The organism is Mycoavidus sp. HKI, assembly GCF_020023735.2.
Lineage (GTDB): Bacteria > Pseudomonadota > Gammaproteobacteria > Burkholderiales > Burkholderiaceae > Mycoavidus.
This window is the reverse complement of record NZ_CP076444.2, coordinates 359,436-382,500: the sequence shown is the minus strand read 5'-3', so window position 1 is coordinate 382,500 and position 23,065 is coordinate 359,436. Positions and strand designations below refer to the sequence as shown.

At 48.8% G+C, this 23,065-nt stretch carries 29 protein-coding genes, 1 tRNA gene and 1 pseudogene; 5 read left to right on the top strand and 26 right to left on the bottom strand.

Translation table 11 applies throughout. From position 1 onward, the window contains the following. Positions 1-53: 53 nt before the first annotated feature. The 3 genes from rpe (at position 54) to KMZ15_RS01545 (ending at position 2,146) form a co-directional block, all read left to right on the top strand. Positions 54-728, top strand: coding sequence for a ribulose-phosphate 3-epimerase (gene rpe / locus KMZ15_RS01555; protein WP_223693455.1), 675 nt, complete (start codon positions 54-56; stop codon positions 726-728). Between the two features lie 83 nt (positions 729-811). Continuing rightward, complete coding sequence (locus KMZ15_RS01550; RefSeq protein WP_223693453.1) at positions 812-1,387, top strand: aminodeoxychorismate/anthranilate synthase component II; 576 nt, start codon at positions 812-814, stop codon at positions 1,385-1,387. A 6-nt stretch (positions 1,388-1,393) separates the two neighbouring features. Continuing rightward, complete coding sequence (locus tag KMZ15_RS01545) at positions 1,394-2,146, top strand: uracil-DNA glycosylase (protein ID WP_223693451.1); 753 nt, start codon at positions 1,394-1,396, stop codon at positions 2,144-2,146. A 14-nt stretch (positions 2,147-2,160) separates the two neighbouring features. Here the strand turns inward: KMZ15_RS01545 and KMZ15_RS01540 are convergent, their stop codons facing one another. The 3 genes from KMZ15_RS01540 to KMZ15_RS01530 form a co-directional block, all read right to left on the bottom strand. Then, complete coding sequence (locus tag KMZ15_RS01540) at positions 2,161-2,550, bottom strand: CCDC90 family protein (RefSeq protein ID WP_223693449.1); 390 nt, start codon at positions 2,548-2,550, stop codon at positions 2,161-2,163. Between the two features lie 76 nt (positions 2,551-2,626). After that, complete coding sequence (locus KMZ15_RS01535) at positions 2,627-4,417, bottom strand: M61 family metallopeptidase (RefSeq protein ID WP_223693447.1); 1,791 nt, start codon at positions 4,415-4,417, stop codon at positions 2,627-2,629. Beyond that, positions 4,414-5,577, bottom strand: a complete 1,164-nt coding sequence (locus KMZ15_RS01530) for a UbiH/UbiF family hydroxylase (protein WP_223693445.1) — start codon at positions 5,575-5,577, stop codon at positions 4,414-4,416. Before KMZ15_RS01530 ends, KMZ15_RS01535 begins: the two co-directional genes overlap by 4 nt. 76 nt (positions 5,578-5,653) lie before the next feature. Here KMZ15_RS01530 and ychF point away from each other — a divergent pair, with 76 nt between their 5' ends. Continuing rightward, a complete protein-coding gene (ychF, locus tag KMZ15_RS01525; RefSeq protein WP_223693443.1) occupies positions 5,654-6,748 on the top strand; it encodes a redox-regulated ATPase YchF in 1,095 nt (364 codons plus the stop codon). Positions 6,749-7,022: 274 nt separating this feature from the next. On the opposite strand, the gene KMZ15_RS01520 is transcribed toward ychF, so the two are convergent. From KMZ15_RS01520 to KMZ15_RS01490, 7 genes are all read right to left on the bottom strand, one after another. Beyond that, positions 7,023-7,098 (bottom strand) — tRNA-Thr (locus tag KMZ15_RS01520). A gap of 154 nt (positions 7,099-7,252) precedes the next feature. Further along, complete coding sequence (locus tag KMZ15_RS01515; protein ID WP_223693441.1) at positions 7,253-7,729, bottom strand: ClpXP protease specificity-enhancing factor; 477 nt, start codon at positions 7,727-7,729, stop codon at positions 7,253-7,255. A 96-nt stretch (positions 7,730-7,825) separates the two neighbouring features. Next, on the bottom strand, positions 7,826-8,437 hold the full coding sequence (locus tag KMZ15_RS01510) for a glutathione S-transferase N-terminal domain-containing protein (RefSeq protein WP_223693438.1): 612 nt from the start codon (positions 8,435-8,437) through the stop codon (positions 7,826-7,828). A 158-nt stretch (positions 8,438-8,595) separates the two neighbouring features. Further along, positions 8,596-9,336: a cytochrome c1 gene (locus tag KMZ15_RS01505; RefSeq protein WP_223693435.1), complete on the bottom strand. Its 741-nt coding sequence runs from the start codon at positions 9,334-9,336 to the stop codon at positions 8,596-8,598. Positions 9,337-9,363: 27 nt separating this feature from the next. Further along, positions 9,364-10,782, bottom strand: coding sequence for a cytochrome bc complex cytochrome b subunit (locus KMZ15_RS01500; protein WP_223693433.1), 1,419 nt, complete (start codon positions 10,780-10,782; stop codon positions 9,364-9,366). Continuing rightward, on the bottom strand, positions 10,783-11,403 hold the full coding sequence (gene petA, locus KMZ15_RS01495) for a ubiquinol-cytochrome c reductase iron-sulfur subunit (RefSeq protein WP_223693430.1): 621 nt from the start codon (positions 11,401-11,403) through the stop codon (positions 10,783-10,785). A 188-nt stretch (positions 11,404-11,591) separates the two neighbouring features. Next, the gene (locus KMZ15_RS01490; protein ID WP_223693428.1) at positions 11,592-12,338 is read right to left on the bottom strand and encodes a Nif3-like dinuclear metal center hexameric protein; all 747 of its coding nucleotides are present in this window, start codon (positions 12,336-12,338) and stop codon (positions 11,592-11,594) included. Between the two features lie 20 nt (positions 12,339-12,358). Here KMZ15_RS01490 and KMZ15_RS01485 point away from each other — a divergent pair, with 20 nt between their 5' ends. Then, positions 12,359-13,567 carry a Do family serine endopeptidase gene (locus KMZ15_RS01485; RefSeq protein ID WP_223693425.1) on the top strand — a complete coding sequence of 403 codons (1,209 nt, stop codon included), beginning with the start codon at positions 12,359-12,361 and terminating at the stop codon, positions 13,565-13,567. Here KMZ15_RS01485 and tatC read toward each other — a convergent pair. The 16 genes and pseudogenes from tatC to mlaD all read right to left on the bottom strand — a co-directional run bounded on the left by tatC (position 13,560) and on the right by mlaD (position 23,058). Beyond that, positions 13,560-14,312 carry a twin-arginine translocase subunit TatC gene (gene tatC, locus KMZ15_RS01480; RefSeq protein WP_223693423.1) on the bottom strand — a complete coding sequence of 251 codons (753 nt, stop codon included), beginning with the start codon at positions 14,310-14,312 and terminating at the stop codon, positions 13,560-13,562. The two genes, KMZ15_RS01485 and tatC, sit on opposite strands and share 8 nt — an antisense overlap. A 28-nt stretch (positions 14,313-14,340) precedes the next feature. Further along, the gene (tatB, locus tag KMZ15_RS01475) at positions 14,341-14,793 is read right to left on the bottom strand and encodes a Sec-independent protein translocase protein TatB (protein WP_223693421.1); all 453 of its coding nucleotides are present in this window, start codon (positions 14,791-14,793) and stop codon (positions 14,341-14,343) included. Positions 14,794-14,819: 26 nt separating this feature from the next. After that, positions 14,820-15,062 carry a Sec-independent protein translocase subunit TatA gene (gene tatA, locus KMZ15_RS01470; protein WP_223693419.1) on the bottom strand — a complete coding sequence of 81 codons (243 nt, stop codon included), beginning with the start codon at positions 15,060-15,062 and terminating at the stop codon, positions 14,820-14,822. 46 nt (positions 15,063-15,108) lie between these two features. Continuing rightward, positions 15,109-15,471 carry a histidine triad nucleotide-binding protein gene (locus tag KMZ15_RS01465; protein WP_223693416.1) on the bottom strand — a complete coding sequence of 121 codons (363 nt, stop codon included), beginning with the start codon at positions 15,469-15,471 and terminating at the stop codon, positions 15,109-15,111. Between the two features lie 50 nt (positions 15,472-15,521). Then, a complete protein-coding gene (locus KMZ15_RS01460; RefSeq protein ID WP_223693414.1) occupies positions 15,522-15,896 on the bottom strand; it encodes a hypothetical protein in 375 nt (124 codons plus the stop codon). An 85-nt stretch (positions 15,897-15,981) separates the two neighbouring features. Beyond that, positions 15,982-16,359 (bottom strand): phosphoribosyl-ATP diphosphatase, encoded by a 378-nt coding sequence (locus KMZ15_RS01455; protein WP_223693412.1) that lies wholly within the window; start codon positions 16,357-16,359, stop codon positions 15,982-15,984. A 91-nt stretch (positions 16,360-16,450) separates the two neighbouring features. Beyond that, a complete protein-coding gene (gene hisA, locus KMZ15_RS01450) occupies positions 16,451-17,191 on the bottom strand; it encodes a 1-(5-phosphoribosyl)-5-[(5-phosphoribosylamino)methylideneamino]imidazole-4-carboxamide isomerase (protein ID WP_223693409.1) in 741 nt (246 codons plus the stop codon). 21 nt (positions 17,192-17,212) lie between these two features. After that, positions 17,213-17,326: pseudogene (gene hisH, locus KMZ15_RS01445) on the bottom strand (imidazole glycerol phosphate synthase subunit HisH); the annotation flags it as partial. Beyond that, positions 17,298-17,438 carry a hypothetical protein gene (locus KMZ15_RS01440; RefSeq protein WP_223694844.1) on the bottom strand — a complete coding sequence of 47 codons (141 nt, stop codon included), beginning with the start codon at positions 17,436-17,438 and terminating at the stop codon, positions 17,298-17,300. The pseudogene hisH and the gene KMZ15_RS01440, both read right to left, overlap by 29 nt. Before the next feature lie 11 nt (positions 17,439-17,449). Continuing rightward, positions 17,450-18,745, bottom strand: coding sequence for a UDP-N-acetylglucosamine 1-carboxyvinyltransferase (gene murA, locus KMZ15_RS01435; RefSeq protein ID WP_223693407.1), 1,296 nt, complete (start codon positions 18,743-18,745; stop codon positions 17,450-17,452). An 18-nt stretch (positions 18,746-18,763) separates the two neighbouring features. Beyond that, on the bottom strand, positions 18,764-19,519 hold the full coding sequence (locus KMZ15_RS01430; RefSeq protein WP_223693404.1) for an ABC transporter permease: 756 nt from the start codon (positions 19,517-19,519) through the stop codon (positions 18,764-18,766). 12 nt (positions 19,520-19,531) lie between these two features. Beyond that, positions 19,532-20,452 carry an ABC transporter ATP-binding protein gene (locus KMZ15_RS01425; protein ID WP_223693402.1) on the bottom strand — a complete coding sequence of 307 codons (921 nt, stop codon included), beginning with the start codon at positions 20,450-20,452 and terminating at the stop codon, positions 19,532-19,534. A 171-nt stretch (positions 20,453-20,623) separates the two neighbouring features. Continuing rightward, a complete protein-coding gene (locus tag KMZ15_RS01420; protein ID WP_223693400.1) occupies positions 20,624-20,896 on the bottom strand; it encodes a lipid asymmetry maintenance protein MlaB in 273 nt (90 codons plus the stop codon). After that, positions 20,896-21,549: a phospholipid-binding protein MlaC gene (locus tag KMZ15_RS01415; protein ID WP_223693397.1), complete on the bottom strand. Its 654-nt coding sequence runs from the start codon at positions 21,547-21,549 to the stop codon at positions 20,896-20,898. The genes KMZ15_RS01420 and KMZ15_RS01415 overlap by 1 nt, the downstream gene beginning before the upstream one ends. A 45-nt stretch (positions 21,550-21,594) precedes the next feature. Next, positions 21,595-22,539: a VacJ family lipoprotein gene (locus tag KMZ15_RS01410; protein ID WP_223693395.1), complete on the bottom strand. Its 945-nt coding sequence runs from the start codon at positions 22,537-22,539 to the stop codon at positions 21,595-21,597. Next, entirely contained in the window at positions 22,540-23,058 is a 519-nt protein-coding gene (gene mlaD, locus KMZ15_RS01405) for an outer membrane lipid asymmetry maintenance protein MlaD (RefSeq protein WP_223694633.1), read from the bottom strand. Between the last annotated feature and the right edge of the window lie 7 nt (positions 23,059-23,065).

The window sequence follows — 23,065 nt, the reverse complement described above, 5'->3', positions numbered from 1 at the left end:
AATACCGAGTATTGTTTTTCTCTGCTGGCACACTCTTTACTCACACTCATTTTATGAAGCAATATCGAATCGCCCCAAGCATTTTATCTGCCGACTTTGCCCGTCTTGGCGAAGAGGTGCGTCAAGTCATTGACGCTGGCGCCGACTGGATTCATTTTGATGTGATGGATAACCACTATGTGCCGAATTTAACGGTCGGCCCGATGGTCTGCGAGGCCATCCGTCCGCACGCGAAAGTACCGATTGATGTGCATTTGATGGTGCGGCCAACAGATCGAATTGCCTCTGATTTTGCTAAAGCAGGCGCTAATATTATTAGTTTTCACCCAGAAGCTTCTGACCATATTGACCGCACTCTCACGCTCATTCGAGATCATGGCTGCCAAGCAGGTCTGGCTTTTAATCCAGCGACTCCACTGCATTACCTTGATCATCTGATGGATCGACTTGATCTGATTTTGATTATGTCGGTGAATCCTGGTTTTGGCGGTCAATCATTTATTCCTGAAGCGATCAATAAATTGCGGGCAGTGCGTACTCGCATTGACGCGCATACGGCTAAAACCGGACGCGAGATCCGCCTTCAAGTAGATGGCGGCGTCAAGCTTGACAACATCGCAGCCATTGCAGCAGCGGGGGCAGATACCTTTGTCGCTGGCTCGGCGATTTTTGGACAACCCGATTATCGAACCGTCATCGAGGCCATGCGTAAGCAGTTATCAAAATGACCGAAATTGAATTCCTCTCTCTTGCCGCAGAAGGCTACAACTGGATTCCGGTGATTGGCGGTGATTAGACATGGGGTTTTAAGATGTTGCTGATGATCGACAATTACGATTCCTTTACATACAATCTCGTGCAATATTTTGGCGAGTTAGGCGAAGAAGTTCTGACTGTGCGCAATGATGAAATTACGCTTGCTGAAATCGCGGCTTTAAATCCTACTTACCTCTGCTTATCGCCCGGCCCAAGCGATCCGCATCATGCCGGCATCACCCTTGAGGTACTGCGTGAATTTACTGGCAAACTGCCTATTCTTGGGGTCTGCCTTGGACATCAGGCGATTGGTGCCGCCTTCGGTGGCCGCGTGGTCCGCGCACAAACCATCATGCATGGCAAAACCAGCGAGATTGAAACCGATGGCAAGGGCGTCTTTACGCATTTACCAAGGCGCTTTAAAGTAACCCGCTACCACTCCCTCGCGCTAGAGCGGGCAACGTTGCCCGCTTGCCTAGACGTCACGGCCACCACCGTTGATGGAGAGATTATGGGCATCAGGCATAAAACACTGGCGCTTGAAGGTGTACAGTTTCATCCTGAATCGATTCTGACGGAACATGGACACGCTTTATTGAAGAATTTTCTGGATCGCGCTGCAACTCATTAATTGATTATGTGTATTACCAAACTTGAAACCGGCTTAGCCTCTCAATTTACCGCGCTGCCGATTGCATGGCGCGATTGCATGGCGTCATTTATCGCCAGCCCAAGCTATCCGGCACTGTGCCGTTTTGTGGATGGCGAACGCGCACAAGGTAAGACGATTTATCCAAACGATGTGTTTCATGCATTAAATTTGACATCACCAGCCGAGGTAAAAGTAGTGATCATCGGCCAAGATCCCTATCACGGCGAAGAACACGGCACTCCTCAGGCGCATGGGCTTGCATTTTCAGTGCCGCCTGGAGTCCGCCCTCCTCCGTCATTACGCAATATTTTCAAAGAACTTAACGCTAACTTTGGCCACCCAATACCATCGCACGGTTGCCTAGAAAGTTGGGCGCGTCAGGGCGTACTCTTATTGAATACCGTTTTAACCGTAGAGCGCGGCCGCGCGGGTAGCCATGCAAAACGGGGATGGGAATCGTGTACTGATACGCTAATTCAGCAGCTTGCCACCCAACATGAGCGTTTGATTTTCCTACTTTGGGGCTCACACGCGCAAACTAAACGCGTATTGCTAGATCCAAGCAAGCATAAAATACTCGAAGCCCCTCATCCATCACCACTCTCTGCGTATCGAGGTTTTCTCGGCTGCCAGCATTTTAAGCTCGCCAACGAATGCTTAGTCAATACTCAACGGCCCGCAATTAATTGGCGGCTGCCCGCAACTGCAGATTTGTCTTATCAGTCTGAATTGTCCTAAACCGCGGTATCAAACTAAATATTACCCGGCAAAAATTTCAATATGCCGATAATCAAACCAACCTGCGCAATAGCGATTCCTATAAACCATTTTAAAAGCTCAAACTTACTGTTAGATATATCACCTCGAAGAGTAGATGTTGTTTGCTCAAACTTGAGGTCCATATCTTTACGTAAATCACTAATTTCGTGTCGCAGCTCGTCTTTAACTGCATGCAAATCTTCTTTGGTTGGCAATTCTTGCAAATTGACGGCAAATATCTCTGACAGAACCTCTGCTTCAGCCTCAGCTTGAGCACTTGGAACACCCGCTTCCTTTAAGCGCTTAGAAAACTTTAAAGTATCAAATATTGCTATTGCCATCACCAAGTTCCTTAGTTCTTTCAAATTGAGCGCGTGCGCCATTTTTTCCCTCACAGAATAATCTGATTGGTTTAATTATTAACCAAATTTGAGAGATGTGCAAGCAATTTAAGTACGCTTATCCAGATAACCATGCAGCGCGCCATTTGCACGCCTCACTGCGCGACTCCGAAGGATGTAAGTGGTAACTCGCAACCTCTGGCGGGTCTAGCGTGAGCTGCACGCAACGCAATTCATCACGCCGGAAAATATGCACCTCAAACTGATCTGCTGTTTGGTAGCGTGCCAGCAGCGCATCGAGATTACTGCCATTCACGCGCAAGCCGTCAAGCGCAACTAATCTATCTCCTGCTGACAAGCCAGCTCGTTGCGCCGCACCGCCCTCATATACAACCTCAATCCACACACCTTCGCGCACGCGCATGCCAAGTGACGGCAAATGATTTGCCATATCAGCCTCAAGCGCCACCTCGAATGGCGCCAATAGCTCTGCTAGTGGCAAATCATTGGTGCCATACACCGCGTCCTGATACAACTCGGATAGATCAACACCCGTGGCTTCATGCAATAGAGCCTCAATTTCATCGTCAGTAATGCCCACCGGTTGGTGCTGATAAAAATCACGGCCATAGCGCTGCCATAGTAACCGCATCACGTCATCCAGCGATCGAGTAGATTCAGTCTGGGCTCGGATGGTAAGATCAAAAGCCAGCGCAATCAATGCCCCTTTTTGGTAATAACTCACAATCGCATTGGCTGCATTCTCATCTTGCATATAATATTTAGTCCAAGCATCGAATGAGCTCTCAGCAACACTTTGCTTAAACCGGCCACTACCGCGCAACACTTTTGCCAAGGTCTTACCCAGCAACGCAAAATAATCCGGCATGGTCATGAGCCCACTGCGCACAAGCATCAGATCATCATAATAAGAGGTGAAACCTTCAAATAACCAGAGTAGCGTCGTGTAATTTTCATGGGCAAGATCATAGGAAGCAAATGTAGCCGGCTTGATCCGTTTCACATTCCAACTATGAAAATATTCGTGACTACACAAACTAAGGAAATCGCGATACCCATCCGTCATCTTGTCTGGCGCACACCCGATAGCCGGTAAATCACTACGCTTACAAATCAAAGCTGACGAAGCGCGATGCTCAAGACCACCGAAACCGTCGGTCAGCGCCATTGTCATAAACACATAACGCTTAAATGGCGCATATTGTGTTTCCGGTTCAAAAAACGCGATCTGGGTTTCGCAGATACGCTGCAAATCCTGCGTTAACCGCGCCAAATCAAGCGCTGGCACCTTTCCTGCAATGACAACCTCATGCGCTACCCGATGCGCATCAAAACACGCTAGCGCAAACTCACCCAACATGACTGGATGATCAATCAATTCATCGTAGTTAGCTGCGCGATATTCACCAAAACCATGGCGGTGTGTAGCTTCGGCTTCAGCCAATGTAGTCGCAACCCGCCAATCGTGATATGCCGCTCCAAGCGGCGCTTTTATCTCAACACAACAAGGTGCCGCCTGCTGGCCAAGCACGGCTAAAAAAACACTCGTGCCATTAAAAAAACCAATTGTGTCATCAAGATGGGCAGCACGCACCGACATCTCCCACGCGTACACCTCATAAGTCAGTATCAACGCCCCTTTAACCGGCGCTGCTTGCCAATTATGCTTATCAATTTTCTGCAGCGGAACCTGGCGCCCGGTGGCTACCGAGTGCGCCTTTATTGTCACGATATGGCGCGCGAATTCACGCACCTTATAGCTGCCTGGAATCCACACGGGCAGCATAAAACGCTGCCCTACCGGGTCAGGATCAAGCACCGTGAGCGTCACTTCAAAAAGATGTGCTGCGGGATGTTTAGGAATAATCGTATAGTGTATTAGCTTCATAAACCCAGTGCGGAGGCAACCAATTTGCGCTTGATAAAAGATTGCTGGTTTAGTAACGTCATGCCGGCGTTGCGTATGCCGCGCACAAACCCACCAGGCCATGAAAAAAGCCGATGCAAACCATCTGTTACGAACGACAATTTCTGAATATCCTCGCGCCGAGAACGTTCATAACGGCGCAGTAGCGTCATGTCGCCCAAATCCCGAAATGGCTCTTTGCCGGCGAGAATCTGAGCTAATTCCGCCACATCGCGTAAACCAAGATTCATCCCCTGGCCCGCCAGAGGATGAATCAAATGCGCAGCATCCCCGACCAACGCGACCCGCGGTGCAATCAGACGCTCAACCTTTTGCAAACTGAGCGGAAAACCTTGTCTCTGAGACACACACTTAAGGGCACCAAACCGATTTCCTACGACCGCTTCAAGCTCAGCTGAAAAAGCAATTTCATCCAGTGCCAGCAAGTCTTGGGCATGCTGCTCATGCGCTGACCAGACAAGCGATACATGATTCTCCGGCAATGGCAATAAGGCAATAAGTTCGCCCTTATGGAACCATTGATAAGCAGTTTCACGATGTGGCTTTTCAGTCTTAAAGTTAGCGACAATGCCTATTTGCTGATAATCGCGCCGCACAAGCTTCCCCCCCATTTGAGTACGTACCCACGATTGGGCGCCATCCGCGCCAACCACAAGCTGAGTGTTGAGTACTTGGCCATCATCCAACTCAAGTAAAGCTCGCTCAGGCAAAACCGAAAAATGATGCGCACGGCGATCTAGCCAAACCAAACTCGGCTGAAACCGCAACGCCGTATCCAATGCCGACTCAAGCAACGAGGCTTCAGTGATCCATGCCAACTGCGGCACATGCGCCTGAAAAGCGGAAAAGTGCAACTCAGCCAACGCATCGCCATAGATACGCATATCGTAGACAGGAGCCAAGCGCGCAGGATCGAGGGCCTGCCAGATCCGTAATTGCTCAAATAAAGTTTGAGCGCTTGCCGAAAGCGCATAAACACGGGAATTAAAAGCCGCCGGTGCACTCACTGTCGGAGCGAGCAAAGCCACCCGCAACCCCAATTGCGCAAATGCCAGAGCGGCTGTTTTACCAACCAGCCCTCCCCCCACTACAACTATCTGAAAACTTTGAGATTCGATCATCCTGCTATTATAGCCATCCATTTTACTTATTCTTATTGCTCGCCTGTAAAACAGGCCTTATCTCTGAAAGGATGTCATGAGTCTCAAATGCGGCATCGTCGGCCTGCCTAACGTCGGCAAGTCGACTCTTTTTAACGCCCTAACCAAAGCCGGCATTGCCGCCGAAAACTACCCATTTTGCACGATCGAAGCAAACGTGGGGATAGTCGAAGTACCCGATGAACGACTGACGGCCCTCGCCGATATCGTCAAGCCCGAGCGTACCGTGCCTGCGATTGTTGAATTTGTCGATATTGCAGGCTTAGTTGCAGGCGCCTCGAAAGGTGAAGGACTCGGCAATAAATTTCTAGCCAATATCCGTGAAACGGACGCTATCGCCCATGTTGTACGCTGCTTTGATGACCCGAATGTAGTGCATGTCGCAGGTCAAATTAATCCCCTCGCGGATATTGAAGTGATTAATACTGAGCTTGCGCTAGCGGATTTAGGCACAGTTGAAAAAGCGTTATCACGTTATTCAAAAGCAGCAAAATCAGGTGGCGATAAGGAAGCAGCAAAGTATGTCATTTTGCTCGAGAAAATACAAAAACAGCTAGATGCCGTACAGCCTGTGCGCGCACTTGATTTGTCAGACGATGAACGCGTCTTACTCAAAACCTTATGTCTAATCACCGCCAAGCCAACGATGTATATCGCCAATGTGAAAGAGGATGGCTTTGATAACAATCCCTTGTTTGACATGGTCAAACGCCATGCAGAATCGGAAAAAGCGCCAGTCGTTGCAGTATGTGCGGCGATTGAAGCAGAAATTTCTGAGCTGCCTGACGAAGATAAAGCCATCTTCTTGGCCGATATGGGGATGGATGAAGCAGGGCTCAACCGCGTGATTCGCGCCGGCTTTAAATTGCTTGGATTACAAACCTATTTCACGGCAGGCGTTAAAGAAGTACGCGCTTGGACCATCCGCATAGGGGATACTGCACCTCAAGCAGCTGGGGTGATTCACACTGATTTTGAGCGTGGCTTTATTCGTGCGCAGACAATCGCATTTGACGATTTCATTGCTTATAAAGGCGAGCAAGGTGCAAAAGAGGCAGGCAAAATGCGAGCTGAGGGGAAGGAGTACAAAGTACGCGATGGAGATGTGATGAATTTTTTGTTTAATGTTTAGGCAAACGCGCGTATCTAAGTTGTGAAGATGTGCGGCTGCTTTGACAAAGCGATTAAGTTAAAGCAGCCGCATTAGAGTAATAATCAGGCTAAATCCTGACTATTAAGAGAATTTAAGAAAAGTTTTCTTTGGAAATTTACTAGATGGCCAGAAGGAAAAAAGCTGTCGCGCTTTTTGCTAAAGGAATGCTACCATTCCGATCAAAAATGGAGGAAAGTCAGGGGTAAAAAGTGACTTCTAAAAAAACGTAAATCTTTGATTTATAAGAATTTTATGGTGCCGGCTGCAGGACTCGAACCCGCTACCTGATGATTACAAATCAACTGCTCTACCAGATGAGCTAAGCCGGCAAGACCCGAATTATAACGCATTGCGAGCGATCTGCTCACTTAATTTGTGCTGAAATTGCACTACCTAGCAATTTCAATCAGCTGCCCCGTTTCTCAATGGAGATTAAACTTGCACAGCAACCTATGCCGCCAACTTAATAGCCAATATTTTTCCTCATTTGACAATCTTTAGATGCGAGCGCCCACTTTTTTTCTTACCGTTATTATCATCTTGCTTCTCCTTAGCTAGTAAGGTTTCCGTTGATGGCTCGTTCAATCCAGAGAGTAGATCAGCATTTTCCGCGCTAGACGCATCCGCTGCGTTGTTCGACGACGACGCATCTACTGGAAAGGCCATACCTTGACCATTTTCTAGTGCATAAATAGCCAGCACATTCTCAACCGGCACTTCTATTTTATGGGCTCTACCAGAAAATCGTGCATTGAATTCAATCCAGTCATTGCGCATTTGCAACCCGCTCGTTGCGCTAAAACTGATATTAAGCACAATCTCGCCGTCACGGACGAACTCACGCGGAACTCGAGCTTGGTTATCTACTCGCACCACAATATGCGGGGTATAACTATTATCGGTGCACCATTCATAAAGTGCGCGCAATAGATAAGGTTTGGTTGAAATCACTTGCTGCATTCGACATCCTTGAAATGATGGTCAGTGCGCCTGCCACAAGCAAAGCGCACTGGGCTATATGCATATACAGCTATATCGCATACACCTTAAACCAGATTAACGACGCATGACCTTTTCTGAAGGGGTCAATGCTTCAATGAAGGCTGGACGGCTAAAAATCCGCTCCGCGTACTTCATTAGTGACGCCGCATTCTTTGAAAGTTCAATGCCAAAATAATCAAGGCGCCATAGCAATGGCGCAATAGCTACGTCCAACATCGAAAACTCTTCGCCCAGCATATATTTGTTTTTAATAAAAATCGGCGCTAATTGAGTTAAACGATCGCGAATGGCATGACGCGCTTTTTCATGGGTCTTGTCAGTTGAGCGGCCTTTAGCCGATTCAAGCGTAGTGACGTGCACAAACAATTCTTTTTCAAAGTTAAACAGAAAAAGACGAGCGCGCGCGCGTTGTGCTGGATCTGCGGGCATCAACTGCGGATGAGGAAACCGCTCATCAATATATTCGTTAATGATATTTGACTCGTATAGAATCAGGTCACGCTCCACTAAAATTGGCACTTGACCATATGGATTCATGACTGCAATATCTTCCGGTTTATTGAAAAGATCAACATCTCGGATTTCAAAGTCCATCCCTTTTTCAAATAGGACCACCCGGCAACGCTGAGAAAACGGGCACGTCGCGCCGGAATATAAAATCATCATTTTTTACTTTCCTTAAAAAACCAAAGGGCTGCACTGCTTGCTGCCCATTCACTTCACTCTTCGCCCCTGCGAAAAGTCAAAACCACTTAACTCGCTTATGACTGCTTGCAGAGGCTATCAATTCACTTTAGCCTTATAGCAATCCGCTTAGACAATGTCTATTTAATTTCTTTCCAATAGTTTACATTCAACCGCCACGCGAAAAGACTGAGCACACTCAAAAACACTATCACCCACACCCCAAGCCGTTTGCGCCGCTGTTGTACAGGTTCAGCCATCCAGACCAAATAAGAGACTAAATTAGCCACTGCCGAATCATAATCCATTGGCGACAAGGTACCCGGTGTAAGTTGCCGGTAGCCTATATTTTTTTGACCGATATCGTGCCCCGCACTACTCTCCCCTTCGCTTTGCAGCGTACGTTGTCCCTGTAACTGCCATAATACATGAGGCATCGCAACATTCTCAAAGACCAAATTGTTCCAGCCAGTAGGCCGAGTATCATCCCGGTAAAAACTTCTTAAGTAGGTATATAACCAGTCGCGCCCGCGCGCTCGGGCCTCCAAGGATAGGTCCGGCGCATCTGTGCCGAACCATGCTTTAGCATCGTCCACGCGCATGGCAATATTCATCATCTTGCCAACCTTGTCAGTGGTAAACAACAGATTGCTTTCAACCTCTTGCGCAGAAATACCAATGTCGCGCAGCCGACTATAGCGCATTTGGTTCGCACTATGACAATTTAAACAATAGTTCACGAAGAGCCGAGCACCGCGCTGCAGCGCTGCAAGGTCCCGCGTGCGATCAGGAGCTCGATCCAGTGCGACCGTTTGCTCATTTGCCACCGCTGAAGTCACTATAACAGCAGCCAAGATCAATATTGAGAGCAGTGTTTTCATTTAAATCCGCCTTTCTTGACTGTCAACTCACGATTTACGTGAAAAAGTGACACGGTCCGGCACTGGCTTAAAAACACCACGCTGGCTCCAATATGGCATGCCAAAGAAAAAGGCAAAATACAACAACGTGCATATTTGCGAAATCACGTTAGCCACTGTGGACGGTGGTTTAGTGCCAAGCACTGCCAGTGTTAAAAACACTAAGACAAATATCGTATATAAGACTTTATGAAAAAAAGGCCGATATCGGATCGATTTTGCCGGGCTACGGTCTAGCCAGGGTAAAAAGAAAAGTGTCATCACCGCCCCTCCCATGATGACCACTCCCCAAAGTTTCGCTTCTGTTACCCGCATTGCCGCAATCACAAGCGCCATACCAATCGCCGATACGGCTCTATATTTAAGGGTACGCGCGCGCACTACGCCCAATAAACCCAGTAGGCCAAGCACGATCATTAAAACGAGCTTGAAGTCGTCCGTGGTGGCGCGCAGCATTGAATAAAATGCGGTGAAATACCAAACTGGAGCGATTTCAGTTGGCGTTTTTAATGAATCAGCCGGAATAAAATTATTGGCCTCAAGAAAATATCCCCCCATCTCTGGCGCAAAGAAAACAATCGCGCTAAAAATCAGCAAGAAAATCGACACACTCATGAAATCGTGCACCGTGTAGTATGGATGAAACGGCACCCCATCCAGCGGCACGCCATGCTCATCTTTTTTATCTTTAATCTCAATGCCGTCCGGGTTATTCGAGCCAACTTGGTGCAATGCAATCAGATGCAGAGCAACCAGCAGCAGCAACACCAATGGAATCGCAATCACATGAAAAGCAAAGAAGCGATTTAGCGTGACATCGCTCACCACATAATCGCCTCGAATCCACAGCGCCAGATCAGGACCGATCAATGGAATAGCCGAAAAAAGGTTGACAATAACTTGCGCCCCCCAATACGACATTTGACCCCACGGCAATAGGTAGCCAAAAAACGCTTCCGCCATCAAGCATAAAAAAATCAGACAGCCCAAAATCCAAACCAGTTCGCGCGGCTTACGATATGAGCCATATAAAAGCCCGCGAAACATGTGCAAATAAAGCACCACAAAAAACATCGATGCGCCGGTCGAGTGCATATAGCGAATCAACCAACCCCATGGCACTTCGCGCATGATGTACTCAACCGAAGAAAATGCAAGATTGGCCTCCGGTTTGTAATTCATCGTCAGAAAGATGCCAGTTACAATCTGGATCACCAACACAAGTAAGGCGAGCGAGCCGAAAAAATACCAAAAGTTAAAATTCTTGGGTGCGTAGTATTCTGATAAATGATTCTTCCAAAACACCGATAATGGGAAACGGCGATCAATCCAAGCTAATACGCCGTTGGTTTCGACTGGAGCCTCAAGGGTAGATTCAGCGGGTTGTTTAGAATGCTGATGGGTCATTTATGCTTCTCCTTTTTCGTCTTTTCCAATTACGATGCGGGTGGATGAGAGAAACATATAAGGAGGCACATCCAGGTTTTGAGGAGCGGGCTTGTTTTTAAAAACCCGGCCAGCAAGATCAAAAGTGGAACCGTGACAAGGACATAACCAACCACCCGGCCAATCGTTGGGCAGGCTGTGCTGCGGTCCGGTTTGAAAGCGTGGCACTGGCGAGCATCCCAAGTGCGTGCAGATACCAATTAAAACGAGTATATGAGGATGTTCAACCCGCGCTCTATATTTGTTTTTACAGTAATCGGGCAGTGGCATCGAGAAAGGGTTTTTGGTATCAGGATCAGCAATCATATGGTCAGCCTTGTCTACATCAGCCAACATCTCATCGCTACGATTGATAATCCATACGGGTTTGCCGCGCCAGGCAACCGTCATTACTTCACCCGTTTGCAGGTGACTAATATCCGCTTCAACCGGTGCTCCAGCCGCCTTAGCACGCTCTGACGGGGCTAATGACCCCGCAAAAGGCAATAAAGTCGCTACCCCTCCTATGCCACCCGCGACAGAAGTCGCAATCAGCCAGTGCCGGCGCTCACTATTAACCGTTTTCCCTTGCTTGTCTCGCATCAACATACTCCCATTTTTTTAGGCCGTATTTCTGCTTCTTCTTTCATTATACCAATCAGCCTAATCGAGAACATGCCCAGTCTGTGGGAAAATTTTTATTTTCACTGGCAGCCTCGTTAAATATCTGCTTTTCCCAATAAAAATTCCACGTTACGGCACAGGCTTAAAACTTATATGCGCGGCTTTGCTTAAACCGGATTATCAATATCAATAAAGCAATGCTCGATCTCAAAAGTATTCGCTAAATGCGCGCCTAGCGCCTGCACTCCGTAACGCTCCGTCGCGTGATGACCCGCAGCCAAATAGGCAACGCCGCATTCGCGGGATAAATGAGTCGTGGCCTCGGAGATTTCGCCACTCAGATACAGATCGGCACCGGCCTCAATGGCGTCGTTAAACAAACCCTGCGCAGCTCCTGTGCACCACGCTACACGACGCACCTTATGGTGCGCGTCACCTAAGGCCAGTGGCTGGCGACCTAATCGATGAGCTACATGCGCCGCCATAGCGTCTAAAGTAACCGGCGCCGGCAAAGTCGCCAGCCAGCCTAACTCATTGGCCCCGAAACGCCCGTCCACAACCCAACCCAGGCGTTCCCCCAATTGCGCATTGTTGCCTAGATCACGATGGGCATCGAGCGGTAGATGATACGCAAATAGATTAATATCATGCGCCAACAGCAAGCGTAGCCGTCGGTATTTCCAACCCGTGATAGGTAATGCCTCGTTTTTCCAGAAAAAACCATGATGCACCAAAATCGCATCTGCACCCCAAGCAAGTGCGGCCTCAAGTAAAGCCAATGAAGCCGTCACGCCGGTTACAAGCTTGTTGATTTGCCGTCGCCCTTCAACCTGCAACCCATTGGGGCAGTAATCTTGAAAACAATCCGCGGCCAATAGCCGGTTCAAGTACAATCTCAGTTCATTATTATCCATATTAGCTCTAATCTCTTTCCATGCTTAAACGTTTCTGGCTCCTCTTCGCGCAAACGGTCACCCTGCTCTTGGCGCTTTTGTTTATTGTCGCCACATTAAAGCCTGAATGGCTACAAAGGCAAGGACAATTTGGCCAGCAGTTGGGCTCAACCATTGTTGCCTTACGTGAAACCGCACCCGCGGCTCATATCCGCAGCAAGCCAGAATGGTCTTATGCCGATGCTGCCCAAAAAGCCATGCCAGCGGTGGTGAATATATTTTCAAGTGCAGACACCCCTCCCACCCCGGACCCCCGCATGGAAGACCCACTTTTTCGCTATTTCTTCGGCGATCATGGTGGCCGGCGGCCACGGGAGCAACCCGAATCAACGCTAGGTTCAGGCGTCATTGTCAGCCCAGAAGGGTACATTCTAACGAATGATCATGTGGTCGATGGCGCAGATGAAATCGAAATCGCCCTCGCAGATGGCCGCAAAGCACCCGCAAAAGTGATTGGCACCGATCCAGAAACCGACCTTGCCGTATTAAAGGTCAATTTGCCTAATCTCCCGGCCATCACGCTTGGCCGCATGGAAGAGGCGCGCATTGGCGATGTCGTGCTCGCTATCGGCAATCCTTTCGCGGTTGGTCAAACCGTCACTATGGGCATTATTAGCGCGCTCGGGCGCAACCATCTCGGCATTAATACCTTTGAAAATTTCATTCAGACCGATGCACCGATTAATCCAGGCAATTCTGGCGGCGCATTAGTTGACAGTAGAGGGAATTTACTCGGCATTAATACCGCTATTTACTCGGCATCGCGTAGTGGCGGCTCATTAGGCATCGGTTTTGCGATTCCAATTTCTACCGCGCGTAGCGTACTTGAAAGCATTATCACCACGGGTGCTGTTACACGCGGTTGGATCGGTATCGAACCTCAGGATATTACGCCAGAAATTGCCGAATCATTTGATCTAAAGGGTAAATCTGGCGCCATCGTTGCCGGCGTGCTGCAAAGCGGCCCAGCCCATAAAGCCGGCATACGCCCAGGCGATATTTTGGTTGACGTCAATGGCACTCATATCGATGACACGACTGAATTGCTAGATGTGATTGCACAAATCAAACCCGGCACCGAGGCAAAATTACATATTGTGCGTAAAAACAAGCCTTTAGATATCATTGTGACAATTGGCAAACGTCCACTGCCACCTAAAAATACGTCACGCAGTGATGAAGTTAACTAACCTTCTCTTCTTTTTTGAGCAATAGTCGCGCAGCGAGCAAGCCTATTTCATAGAGTACAATCAGTGGCACCGCCAACAAAAATTGCGAAAGCACATCTGGCGGGGTCACAACGGCTGCAATAATAAAAGCGCCAACGATGATATAAGGCCTGATTTGCTTAAGCTTGCTCAAAGTCAGCACCCCCATGCGCACTAGCAACACGACCACGATCGGCACTTCAAATGCTATCCCAAAAGCTAGAAACAGAGTTAACGCAAAACTTAGATAATGGTCGATATCGGTTGCCATCTGTACGCCAAGCGGCTCATTGTAATGCGCCATGACTCGAAAAATTGCTGGAAACACCAAGAAATAAGCGAGCGCCATCCCGCTTAAAAATAGTGCATAACTACTGCCGACAAGTGGCACAATCAGCTTCTTCTCATGCTGATAAAGCCCAGGCGCAATAAACGCCCATAACTGGTAGAGCACAAACGGTAATGCAATCACCAATGCGACTAACAGCGTAACCTTGACCGGCACAAAAAACGAGCCCGTGACATCCAGCACAATCATTTTGCCATCTTTAGGCAAATTGATCAGTAAAGGGCGCGCCAACAGCCGGAAAATATCCGGCGCCCAATAGATAAGCCCAATAAATACAATGAGCACGGCAGCCCCTGCCCGCATGACCCGACTGCGCAGTTCGACCAGATGGGAAATAAACGTGTCTTCGCCTGTTGTAGTGGATTGAGGATGGTTCACGCCAAGGTCAATAGATAGGGGGAAATATTTAGAAAAACCGGCGCAAGCTTGCCGGTTTGTAACGCACCATACGCGCCGCCGCCGACTGCACATGCACCCGCTTACGGGCTGTACGCTTGTACCAGACTGGCAGCACCGACTGTTTAATGCGCCAATTGCTACGTTTAGGCAAAGTTGCTGGCCGCCGAATCGATGGTAAAGTACTGTCTACCGTAGCACTTTTTTCGGGGGATAGATTCACCGCATCATAGAAAGACTGCTCTCCCTGCTGCGCCGCTTGCTCAAACTGAGCGTGCATTTTCCGCAACTCTTCGACTTCAATCTCTCGGCTTACCTCAGCTTTGACCTCACTTATATAGCGTTGCGCCCGCCCAAGCAAGGTTCCAGCCGTGCGTGCAACACGCGGTAGACGTTGCGGGCCAAGTACAATCAGTGCAACCACACCAATCAGTACGAGCTTTGCCAAACCGAGATCGAACATATGAAAAACGAAGCCGGTTTATTGGATTAATATATATCGCGCTCTAGGGGTTTATTTTTTGCCTCAGGCTGAGTTGTATCAAGGCCTGATACTATTTGCTGTTTGCGCTCAGGCGAAGCGTCTTCACCCTCACGCATACCGTCTTTGAAGCCTTTAATTGCACTACCCAGATCACTGCCAATGTTGCGCAGCTTTTTAGTGCCAAATACAAGCGCAACAATCAAAAGGACAATCAACCAATGCAAAGGACTGCCTAAACCTGTAAACATAATCATTTTCCTTTTACGTCACACATGCTATGCGCAATGTGCGCATTCACCCCATACGCAACCATGGTCCAGGCCCACCAAGAATATGCGCATGCAAGTGATACACTTCTTGACCGCCACCCGGACCGGTATTAATCACCGTACGAAAACCTGTGTTACCTCCAGTATAGTCAACTCCAAGCTGCGCTGCGAGCCGCGGCAATAACGTCATCATTCTACCAAGCAGCGGTGCCTCTTGCAGGCCACAATTAGAGAGTGCCTCAATATGCTGACGCGGAATCACCAGCACATGCACAGGAGCGGCCGGCCGGATATCGTGAAAGGCGTAGAACTCATCATCCTCATACACTTTTTTACTCGGTATTTTACCGGCTGCAATCTTGCAAAAAAGACAATCGTCGTGGTTCATAATATTCGCTTAACACTATGGATGATGAAAGAGTCCTATCTTATTGCATTTTATATTGGCTTACGATCATTTAAATGGAGCCAACCCCGAATAATCCGGTACGCCACCCAAAGTACAGTCCCCCACAATATCAGTTTGCCAAGAAATATGCCCTGAAATAACAAACTCAGCGCCCCCAATCCCAAAGACCACCAAAAAGTGCAAATTTGCCAACTAAAATGGCTAGCATAGAAGGTTCCGCTTGCATCCCTGCGCTTCACATAATTAATCATCACAGCAACCACTGCGCTCACGCCGATTAACAAGGACAGCGCATACAGTCCATACAGAACGTGCGTCAAGGTCCGTAAACGGCGTTCTTGCTCGACCGAGAGCACATCACTGGCCGCCAATATTGGCCTACTTCCAAATTGATCGTTACTCATGGTTCAGTTTCCCTAAGTTCTCAAATTTGTGGTGCGAAAATTTATCATTAACGGTTAGCGTTTAAGCGTTACTTAATATAGAAATCTATGCGTCATTTTCAGCACGCGCAAGCGCTTTACGCAACGCTTTTTCGTCAAGCCCAGAGATCCCTTCACGACGCTCTAATTCGGCTAGCACCGCCGCTGGACTCAACTCAAAATGCGCTAGCATCACCAAACAATGAAACCATAAATCAGCCACTTCGCCAATCAACTTTGAAGGCGCATCTCCGTGTCGTACATCTTTTGCCGCCATCACAACTTCAGTGGCCTCTTCACCAATTTTTTTCAAAATCGCATCATCACCTTGATGAAAAAGACGAGCAATATAGGATTGCTCCGGGGCACTTGTTTTGCGAGTATCGACGAGAACAGCTAAACGCTGCAAGATATCATTAGAGGTTAGAGCATCGCTTTTAGGCATTTGAGATTTTCTCTGGGGGTTTAAGACCACACGACCAGCGTTTATATCAAGACAAGGAATAACGTGCTTGGGTAAAGCCATCACAAGAGTATCAACCTCTTATTTCATCCGCCCGACTTTGCGCTGCGGCGAAAGCTAGCTCGCCCGTATAGATTGCCCGGCCGCAAATTACGCCGTCAATGCCTTGATCTGCAACCGCACACAGTGCCTCAATATCGACTAAGCTCGCTAACCCACCGCTAGCAATCACTGGAATTTTGACCTTCTGCGCGATCTGCACCGTGGCGTCGAGATTAATTCCTTGTAACATGCCGTCCCAGCCAATATCTTTATAAATCAAAGCTTCACAGCCATATTCTTCAAATTTGCGCGCTAGATCGGTCGCTTCATGACCACTGAGTTTACTCCAACCATCGGTAGTCACTTTGCCTGCTTTTGCGTCAAGGCCAGCAATGATATGCCCATTAAATGCGCTACATGCCTCACGTAAAAAGCCAGGATTTTTGACCGCCGCTGTGCCAATAATGACATACGATAGCCCACTGTCCAAATAACGTTCGATGGTGCCAAGATCACGGATTCCACCGCCCAGTTGAATCGGGACCTCTTCACCCACTTCATCAATAATCGCCCGAATCGCCGCTTCATTCTTTGGTTTGCCCGCGGCAGCGCCATTCAAATCAACCAAATGTAAACGGCGCGCACCTTGATTGACCCAATGGCGGGCCATCTCTGCCGGCGCTGTGGAAAATACAGTCGTTTGTTGCATATCGCCTTGCTTTAGACGCACGCACTGACCGTCTTTTAGGTCGATGGCTGGGATCAACAACATAGCAGTCTTCAATAGATAAGGTTATGGGTTCCAATGGATAAAATTGTAGTACAGCTGTAGCTCTACAGCTGTACTTTTTTCTGGGTGAAATTGCGCGGCAAAAATGTTATCGCGTGCGACCGCAGAGGTAAAAAGCGCACAACTGTAATGCCTGCCGCCGCCCAAAAAGGGCTGTTTCATCGAAGATGCGGCCTTTAGATAAGGCCAGCGTAAGCGGTGCCGAGATCAGCTGAGGTTGCTGCGTCATTAACCGAGTGTTTATGACACTGCATGCACCGCCGGCGCCGTTTCCGTTTCCAGCACACGGCTTACCCGTGCACCAAGAGCAGATAACTTCTGTTCCATCTGGTCATAGCCACGATCAAGGTGATAGATACGCTCAATGAGCGTTTCGCCCTCGGCCACCAGCCCGGCAATTGCAAGACTTGCAGAGGCACGCAGATCAGTCGCCATGACCGTTGCGCCAGACAGATGCTCAACCCCGGTAACAAATGCAGTATTACCATCCGCCATGACATTAGCCCCCAGCCGATTAAGCTCTTGCACATGCATGAAGCGATTTTCAAAAATTGTTTCGACAATCTGAGCGGCACCGACAGCAATGCAATTAAGCGCCATAAACTGTGCCTGCATATCCGTCGGAAAGGCAGGATATTCAGCAGTACGAAAACTGACTGCCGACGGGCGCTGGTTCATCGTGGCGCGAATCCAATTAGACCCTGACTCGATCCGCACACCTGCCTCGCACAATTTATTCAGCACCGCATCCAACAACATGGGTTCGATATTGCGCAGCATAATATCGCCACCTGCTGCGGCGACGGCACAGAGGAAAGTACCCGCTTCAATCCGATCGGGAATCACCTGGTGACACGCGCCATGCAGCCGGTCTACCCCTTGAATCGTCAGCTGATCGGTGCCAATGCCATCGATTTTTGCACCCATCGCAACCAAGAGATGGGCTAAATCAGCCACTTCCGGCTCACGCGCCGCGTTCTCCAGCACCGTTTCGCCTTCGGCCAGGGTCGCTGCCATAAGCAGGTTTTCTGTACCGGTCACCGTGATCATATCAAAGGTAATGCGACTGCCTTTGAGCCGCGTGCCTTGCTTGATGCGCGCATTAATATAGCCATGCTCAAGTTCGATCTGCGCCCCCATCAACTGTAGGCCTTTGATATGCTGATCAACCGGCCGCGCACCAATCGTGCAGCCGCCCGGCAACGATACCCGCGCCTCGCCCAAACGCGCCACCAGCGGCCCCAATACCAAAATTGAAGCGCGCATGGTCTTCACTAGCTCATAAGGCGCCAACGGCTGATCCACGCAACTACCATCAAGAGTCATGGCTTGGCCAGACACCTTGGCCCGTACCCCCATTTGCGTAAGCAGGGCAATCATGGTGCGTACATCCTGCAAATTCGGCACATTACCTAAATCAAGCTGTCCGGCACCCAATAAGCTTGCACACAAAATCGGCAAAGCCGCATTTTTAGCGCCCGAAACGTTAACTTCACCTACCAAGCGTTGTCCGCCTTGAATCAGCAATTTATCCATTATTTTTCGCCTATCGTCTTAATGGCGCAGCTTATAACCGCTCACCAACATACGCATCGCCAAGCCGGCAAGCGCAATAAAAAAGCCCAAAGTAATTGCCAGACTCTTAAGTGGTGCGATATCCGACACCCCAAAAAAACCATACCGAAAACCATCAATCATATAAAAGAATGGATTCAGCCTAGATACGTGCTTCCAGAAATCCGGCAATGCCTCGGTCGAATAGAATACCCCTGCCAGAAAAGTCAATGGAACAATTAAAAAGCTCTGAAACGCGGCCAATTGATCAAATTTTTCTGAGTAAATACCCGCCACCAACCCCATTGTGCCAAGAGTAGCAGCCCCCAGCACCGCAAACGCGAAGATATAAAGCGGTGAGACGAAACTCATCGGCACAAACCAAGCCGTTGCCAACCATACCCCGAGCCCCACGCACATGCCACGCACAGTAGAAGCAAGCACATAAGCACTAAATATTTCCCGCGCACCTAGCGGCGATAGCAACATAAACACAAGGTTACCGCTCACTCTCGATTGAATCAGCGACGATGAGCTATTGGCAAAAGCGTTTTGTAGCACGCTCATCATCACCAAACCGGGAATCAAAAAGCTCTTATAGCCCACCCCTGGGTATACCTGCACATGATTTTGCAACGCTTGACCAAAAATCACCAAATACAGAAAAGCCGTAATAACCGGCGCGGTAAGCGTTTGCAAGCTGACCTTCCAAAAACGCAAAACTTCTTTACAAAATAAAGTATAAAAACCAATCATCACGCGTTCCTCTCAAATTTTCTCAGTCGCTGATGAACCATTCATCACTTGGATAAACACATCTTCAAGGTCCGCTTTACGGATGCTAATTTCTTCAATCTCACACTCTGCCGCACGGCACTGAGCAAGAATCGACTCGACTTCAGCATAAGAGCTAAGTCGTAGCGCATATTGATTAATGTCTATCTGTTGTCCGGTTGCCAACGCCTGCAGATTTGCAGGCAAGACACCTTTGGTCAACCGCAGCAACAGCTGAGCGCTAGAAAAGCGTTGCAGCATTGCCTGCTTACTATCTAGCGCCACCACCTCGCCCCTTCTAAGCATCGCGATGCGATCACACAATTGCTCCGCTTCTTCGAGGTAATGCGTGGTTAATACAATCGTATGCCCTTCACGATTTAAGCGCGCAATAAATTTCCACAGCCCTTGGCGCAACTCAACATCCACGCCTGCAGTGGGTTCATCTAACACGATCACCGGCGGCCGATGCACCAATGCCTGCGCCACCAGTAAGCGGCGCTTCATACCACCGGACAACGCGCGCGTATTAACCTCAGCCTTCTCAGTTAAATCAAGGTGAGTCATGACTTCATCGATCCAATCGTCATTACGTTTAAGCCCGTAATAGCCAGATTGGATACGCAGCGTTTCACGCACCGTAAAAAAAGGATCGAACACTAATTCTTGCGGTACCACGCCTAATACCTGGCGCGCCGCACGAAAGTCAGTCACGACATTGTGTCCGAGCACCAGCGCTTCGCCTTCATCAGCGCGTGCAAGGCCGGCGAGGATGCTAATTAGAGTAGTTTTACCCGCCCCATTAGGGCCCAGTAAACCGAAAAACTCACCCTCCTCAATCGACAAATTGATGCCTTTGAGCGCTTGGAGGGCTTTGTAACGCTTTTTAATGTTACGGATTTCTATGGCTGGCATGGGAATGTGAGCAAGGTCTATGGTATCGAGATTGCTTTTGAAGGTTGCGAAACACCTGATTATAGGCGAAATCTACGCTAGCGCGCCGTGATGGCATTCAACTCAACGAAGAAAAACCTGAGCAATATCTCCTTTAATTCAGCACGCTGACTGAAGCGCGGCACACTACTTTTATAATTTCAATAACTCATCAACCCCATAAGCCCGCGCCAAGCTCTTAAGCTTGGCCGGCAAATTAAGCACCTCAAGCGTCTTTCCCCGTACTTGAGCTGCTCGGAACCAAGCAAGCAAAACCGCCAGCGCAGACGAATCAAACCGCGCAACTGACGTGCAGTCGATGCGCACCGCTTCTGCTGAGTTTGTTGTGATATAGGCTAAACCCGCTTCAAGTTCAGCCATGGCGCTTACATGTGTAAGCGCTGTTCCGGTTGAAAACACTGCCATTAATGCGGCCCACTCGCGAGTTTCTGGTTGCGCTGCTTTAAAAATTCAAGCAAACCGCTCACTCCGCGTTGCGAAATAAGCTCACTAAATTGCTGCTGGTAGGTTTGCACTAACCAAGCACCGCCTACGTTGAGATCGTAGACTTTCCACGCATTCCCTTTTTTCTCTAAGCGATAATCAAGACCTATGATCTGCCCCTGGTTAAAAACCTTGGTGCGCACCACTACATCAGTTGCATCCGGCGCCATACGGAAAGGTAAGTACTCAATCTTCTGATCACGAATCTGCGATACAGCGCCTGAATAGGTATAAAACAATAAATCTTTAAATTGTTTGACTAATTCTGCTTGTTGCTGTGGCGTAGCTGTCCGCCAATGACGTCCCATCACTAGACGAGTAGTACGCCCAATATCGGCATGCGGCAAAATTTTTTGATCAACCAACTGAGAAATTTTACCAATATCCCCCTGCTTAATGCCAGAGTCTTTTTTAATGCTATCGAGCACTTCAGTCGTGATGGCCTTAACCAGGCCATCAGGAGTACTGGTGTTAGCTGCACTGGCCTCGGCAGTTTGCGCCAGGGCCGTGTTACAAAACAGGCATAGTGCCGCATATACTGGCAGGAGCATTAATCTTAAAGCACTTTTCTTCATATGACTCACCCTTAAAAAAGACCTATCGTCAAAATTTATAGACTATCAAAAACGCAAATTTGGAAAATTCCTCAGAGGCGGCATGACTTGCTGGGCTGGAACTCGCCTATCAGTTGGCGTTGTTTTCTCGTCTAGCGTATTGGTCACCGCCCCTTGCGGCGCTAGTTCATCTTTTACCGCCTCTAGCTGAGGGGTAAGCGGAGCAGATGCAGCCCGCTCTTCTGGGTCTTCATATACCGGTATATCCCCCTCATCATCTTCATACTCCGGTGGCGGCGGATTGCCATCATAAATTAAATATTGACGGCGCTGCAGGTAAGCATTGCGCACAAAAGAATATTTATCGAGCGCAGCATCTTCAAGTAAATCATTCGCCTGCAATAAGGCAGCGCGCGCATTGACCACGCGCAAACCGTATGACTGATTGCGCAGGGAAACTGGATCAATATAGCTCATAGGATCCACCTCACGGCCAACCAGCAACCCTGCAGTATCCCGTAGCGTGCTTGGACCCAATATCGGCAACACCAGATAAGGACCGGTTGATATGCCGTAATAGCCTAGCGTAAGCCCCAAATCGGCTTGGTGTTTTGGGAGCCCGGCGGCGCTTGCCACGTCGAATAAGCCACCAACGCCAAACAAGGTATTGATTGAGATCCGCATCAAATCTTCAGTGCCTGCGGTGAGTTTACCTTGCAGCAGATTATTCACCATCACAGATACATCGCCCAGGTTCGAGAAGAAGTTCGATACACTTACGCGCACCGCCTTAGGTAGAGTCCGGTTATATGCTTTTGCCACCGGCTTAAGCGCAAAACGATCGACGGTATCGTTAAACTCGAAAATGGTACGATTCATACCTTCAAGTGGGTCAGATTTTGAAGGCGCACGCACGCTAGTACACGCTGCAAGCCCTAATGCTAGTGCGCATATCGCCACCCGGCTAAGCTGCCAGCCGAGATCTGTAGCGGCTTTGGAGAGTTGTTTCATTTATTGACCTTCGGGCATTGCCCCGGACTCACTCGGCACAGCCGGCGCCGGCTTGTTTGCGCCAGCGTCTGCGGCTTTACCGTAAATAAATTGACTGATCAGTTTTTCGAGCACTACAGCAGATTGCGTCATCGTAATCGTATCACCCGCTTGCAGCATCTGCTCGTCGCCACCTGGCTCAAGCCCAATGTATTGCTCGCCAAGTAACCCAGCTGTCAAAATTTGCGCTGAACTGTCCTTTGGAAATTGATATTGCCGTTGAAGATCAAGCGTAACCACTGCCTGATAGGTCACGCTATCAAAATCAATCCGCGCAACCCGGCCAACGTTCACCCCGGCACTTTTCACCGCTGCACGTAGCTTAAGGCCGCCAATATTATCGAATTTCAATTCAATTGGGTACGTAGATTGGAATGATAGCGAGCTCATATTACCTGCTTTGAGCGCTAAAAATAGCAGCGCCAAAGCGCCCAGCACAACAAACAAGCCAATCCAGTAATCAAGCGTATTTTTTTTCATCATTTTG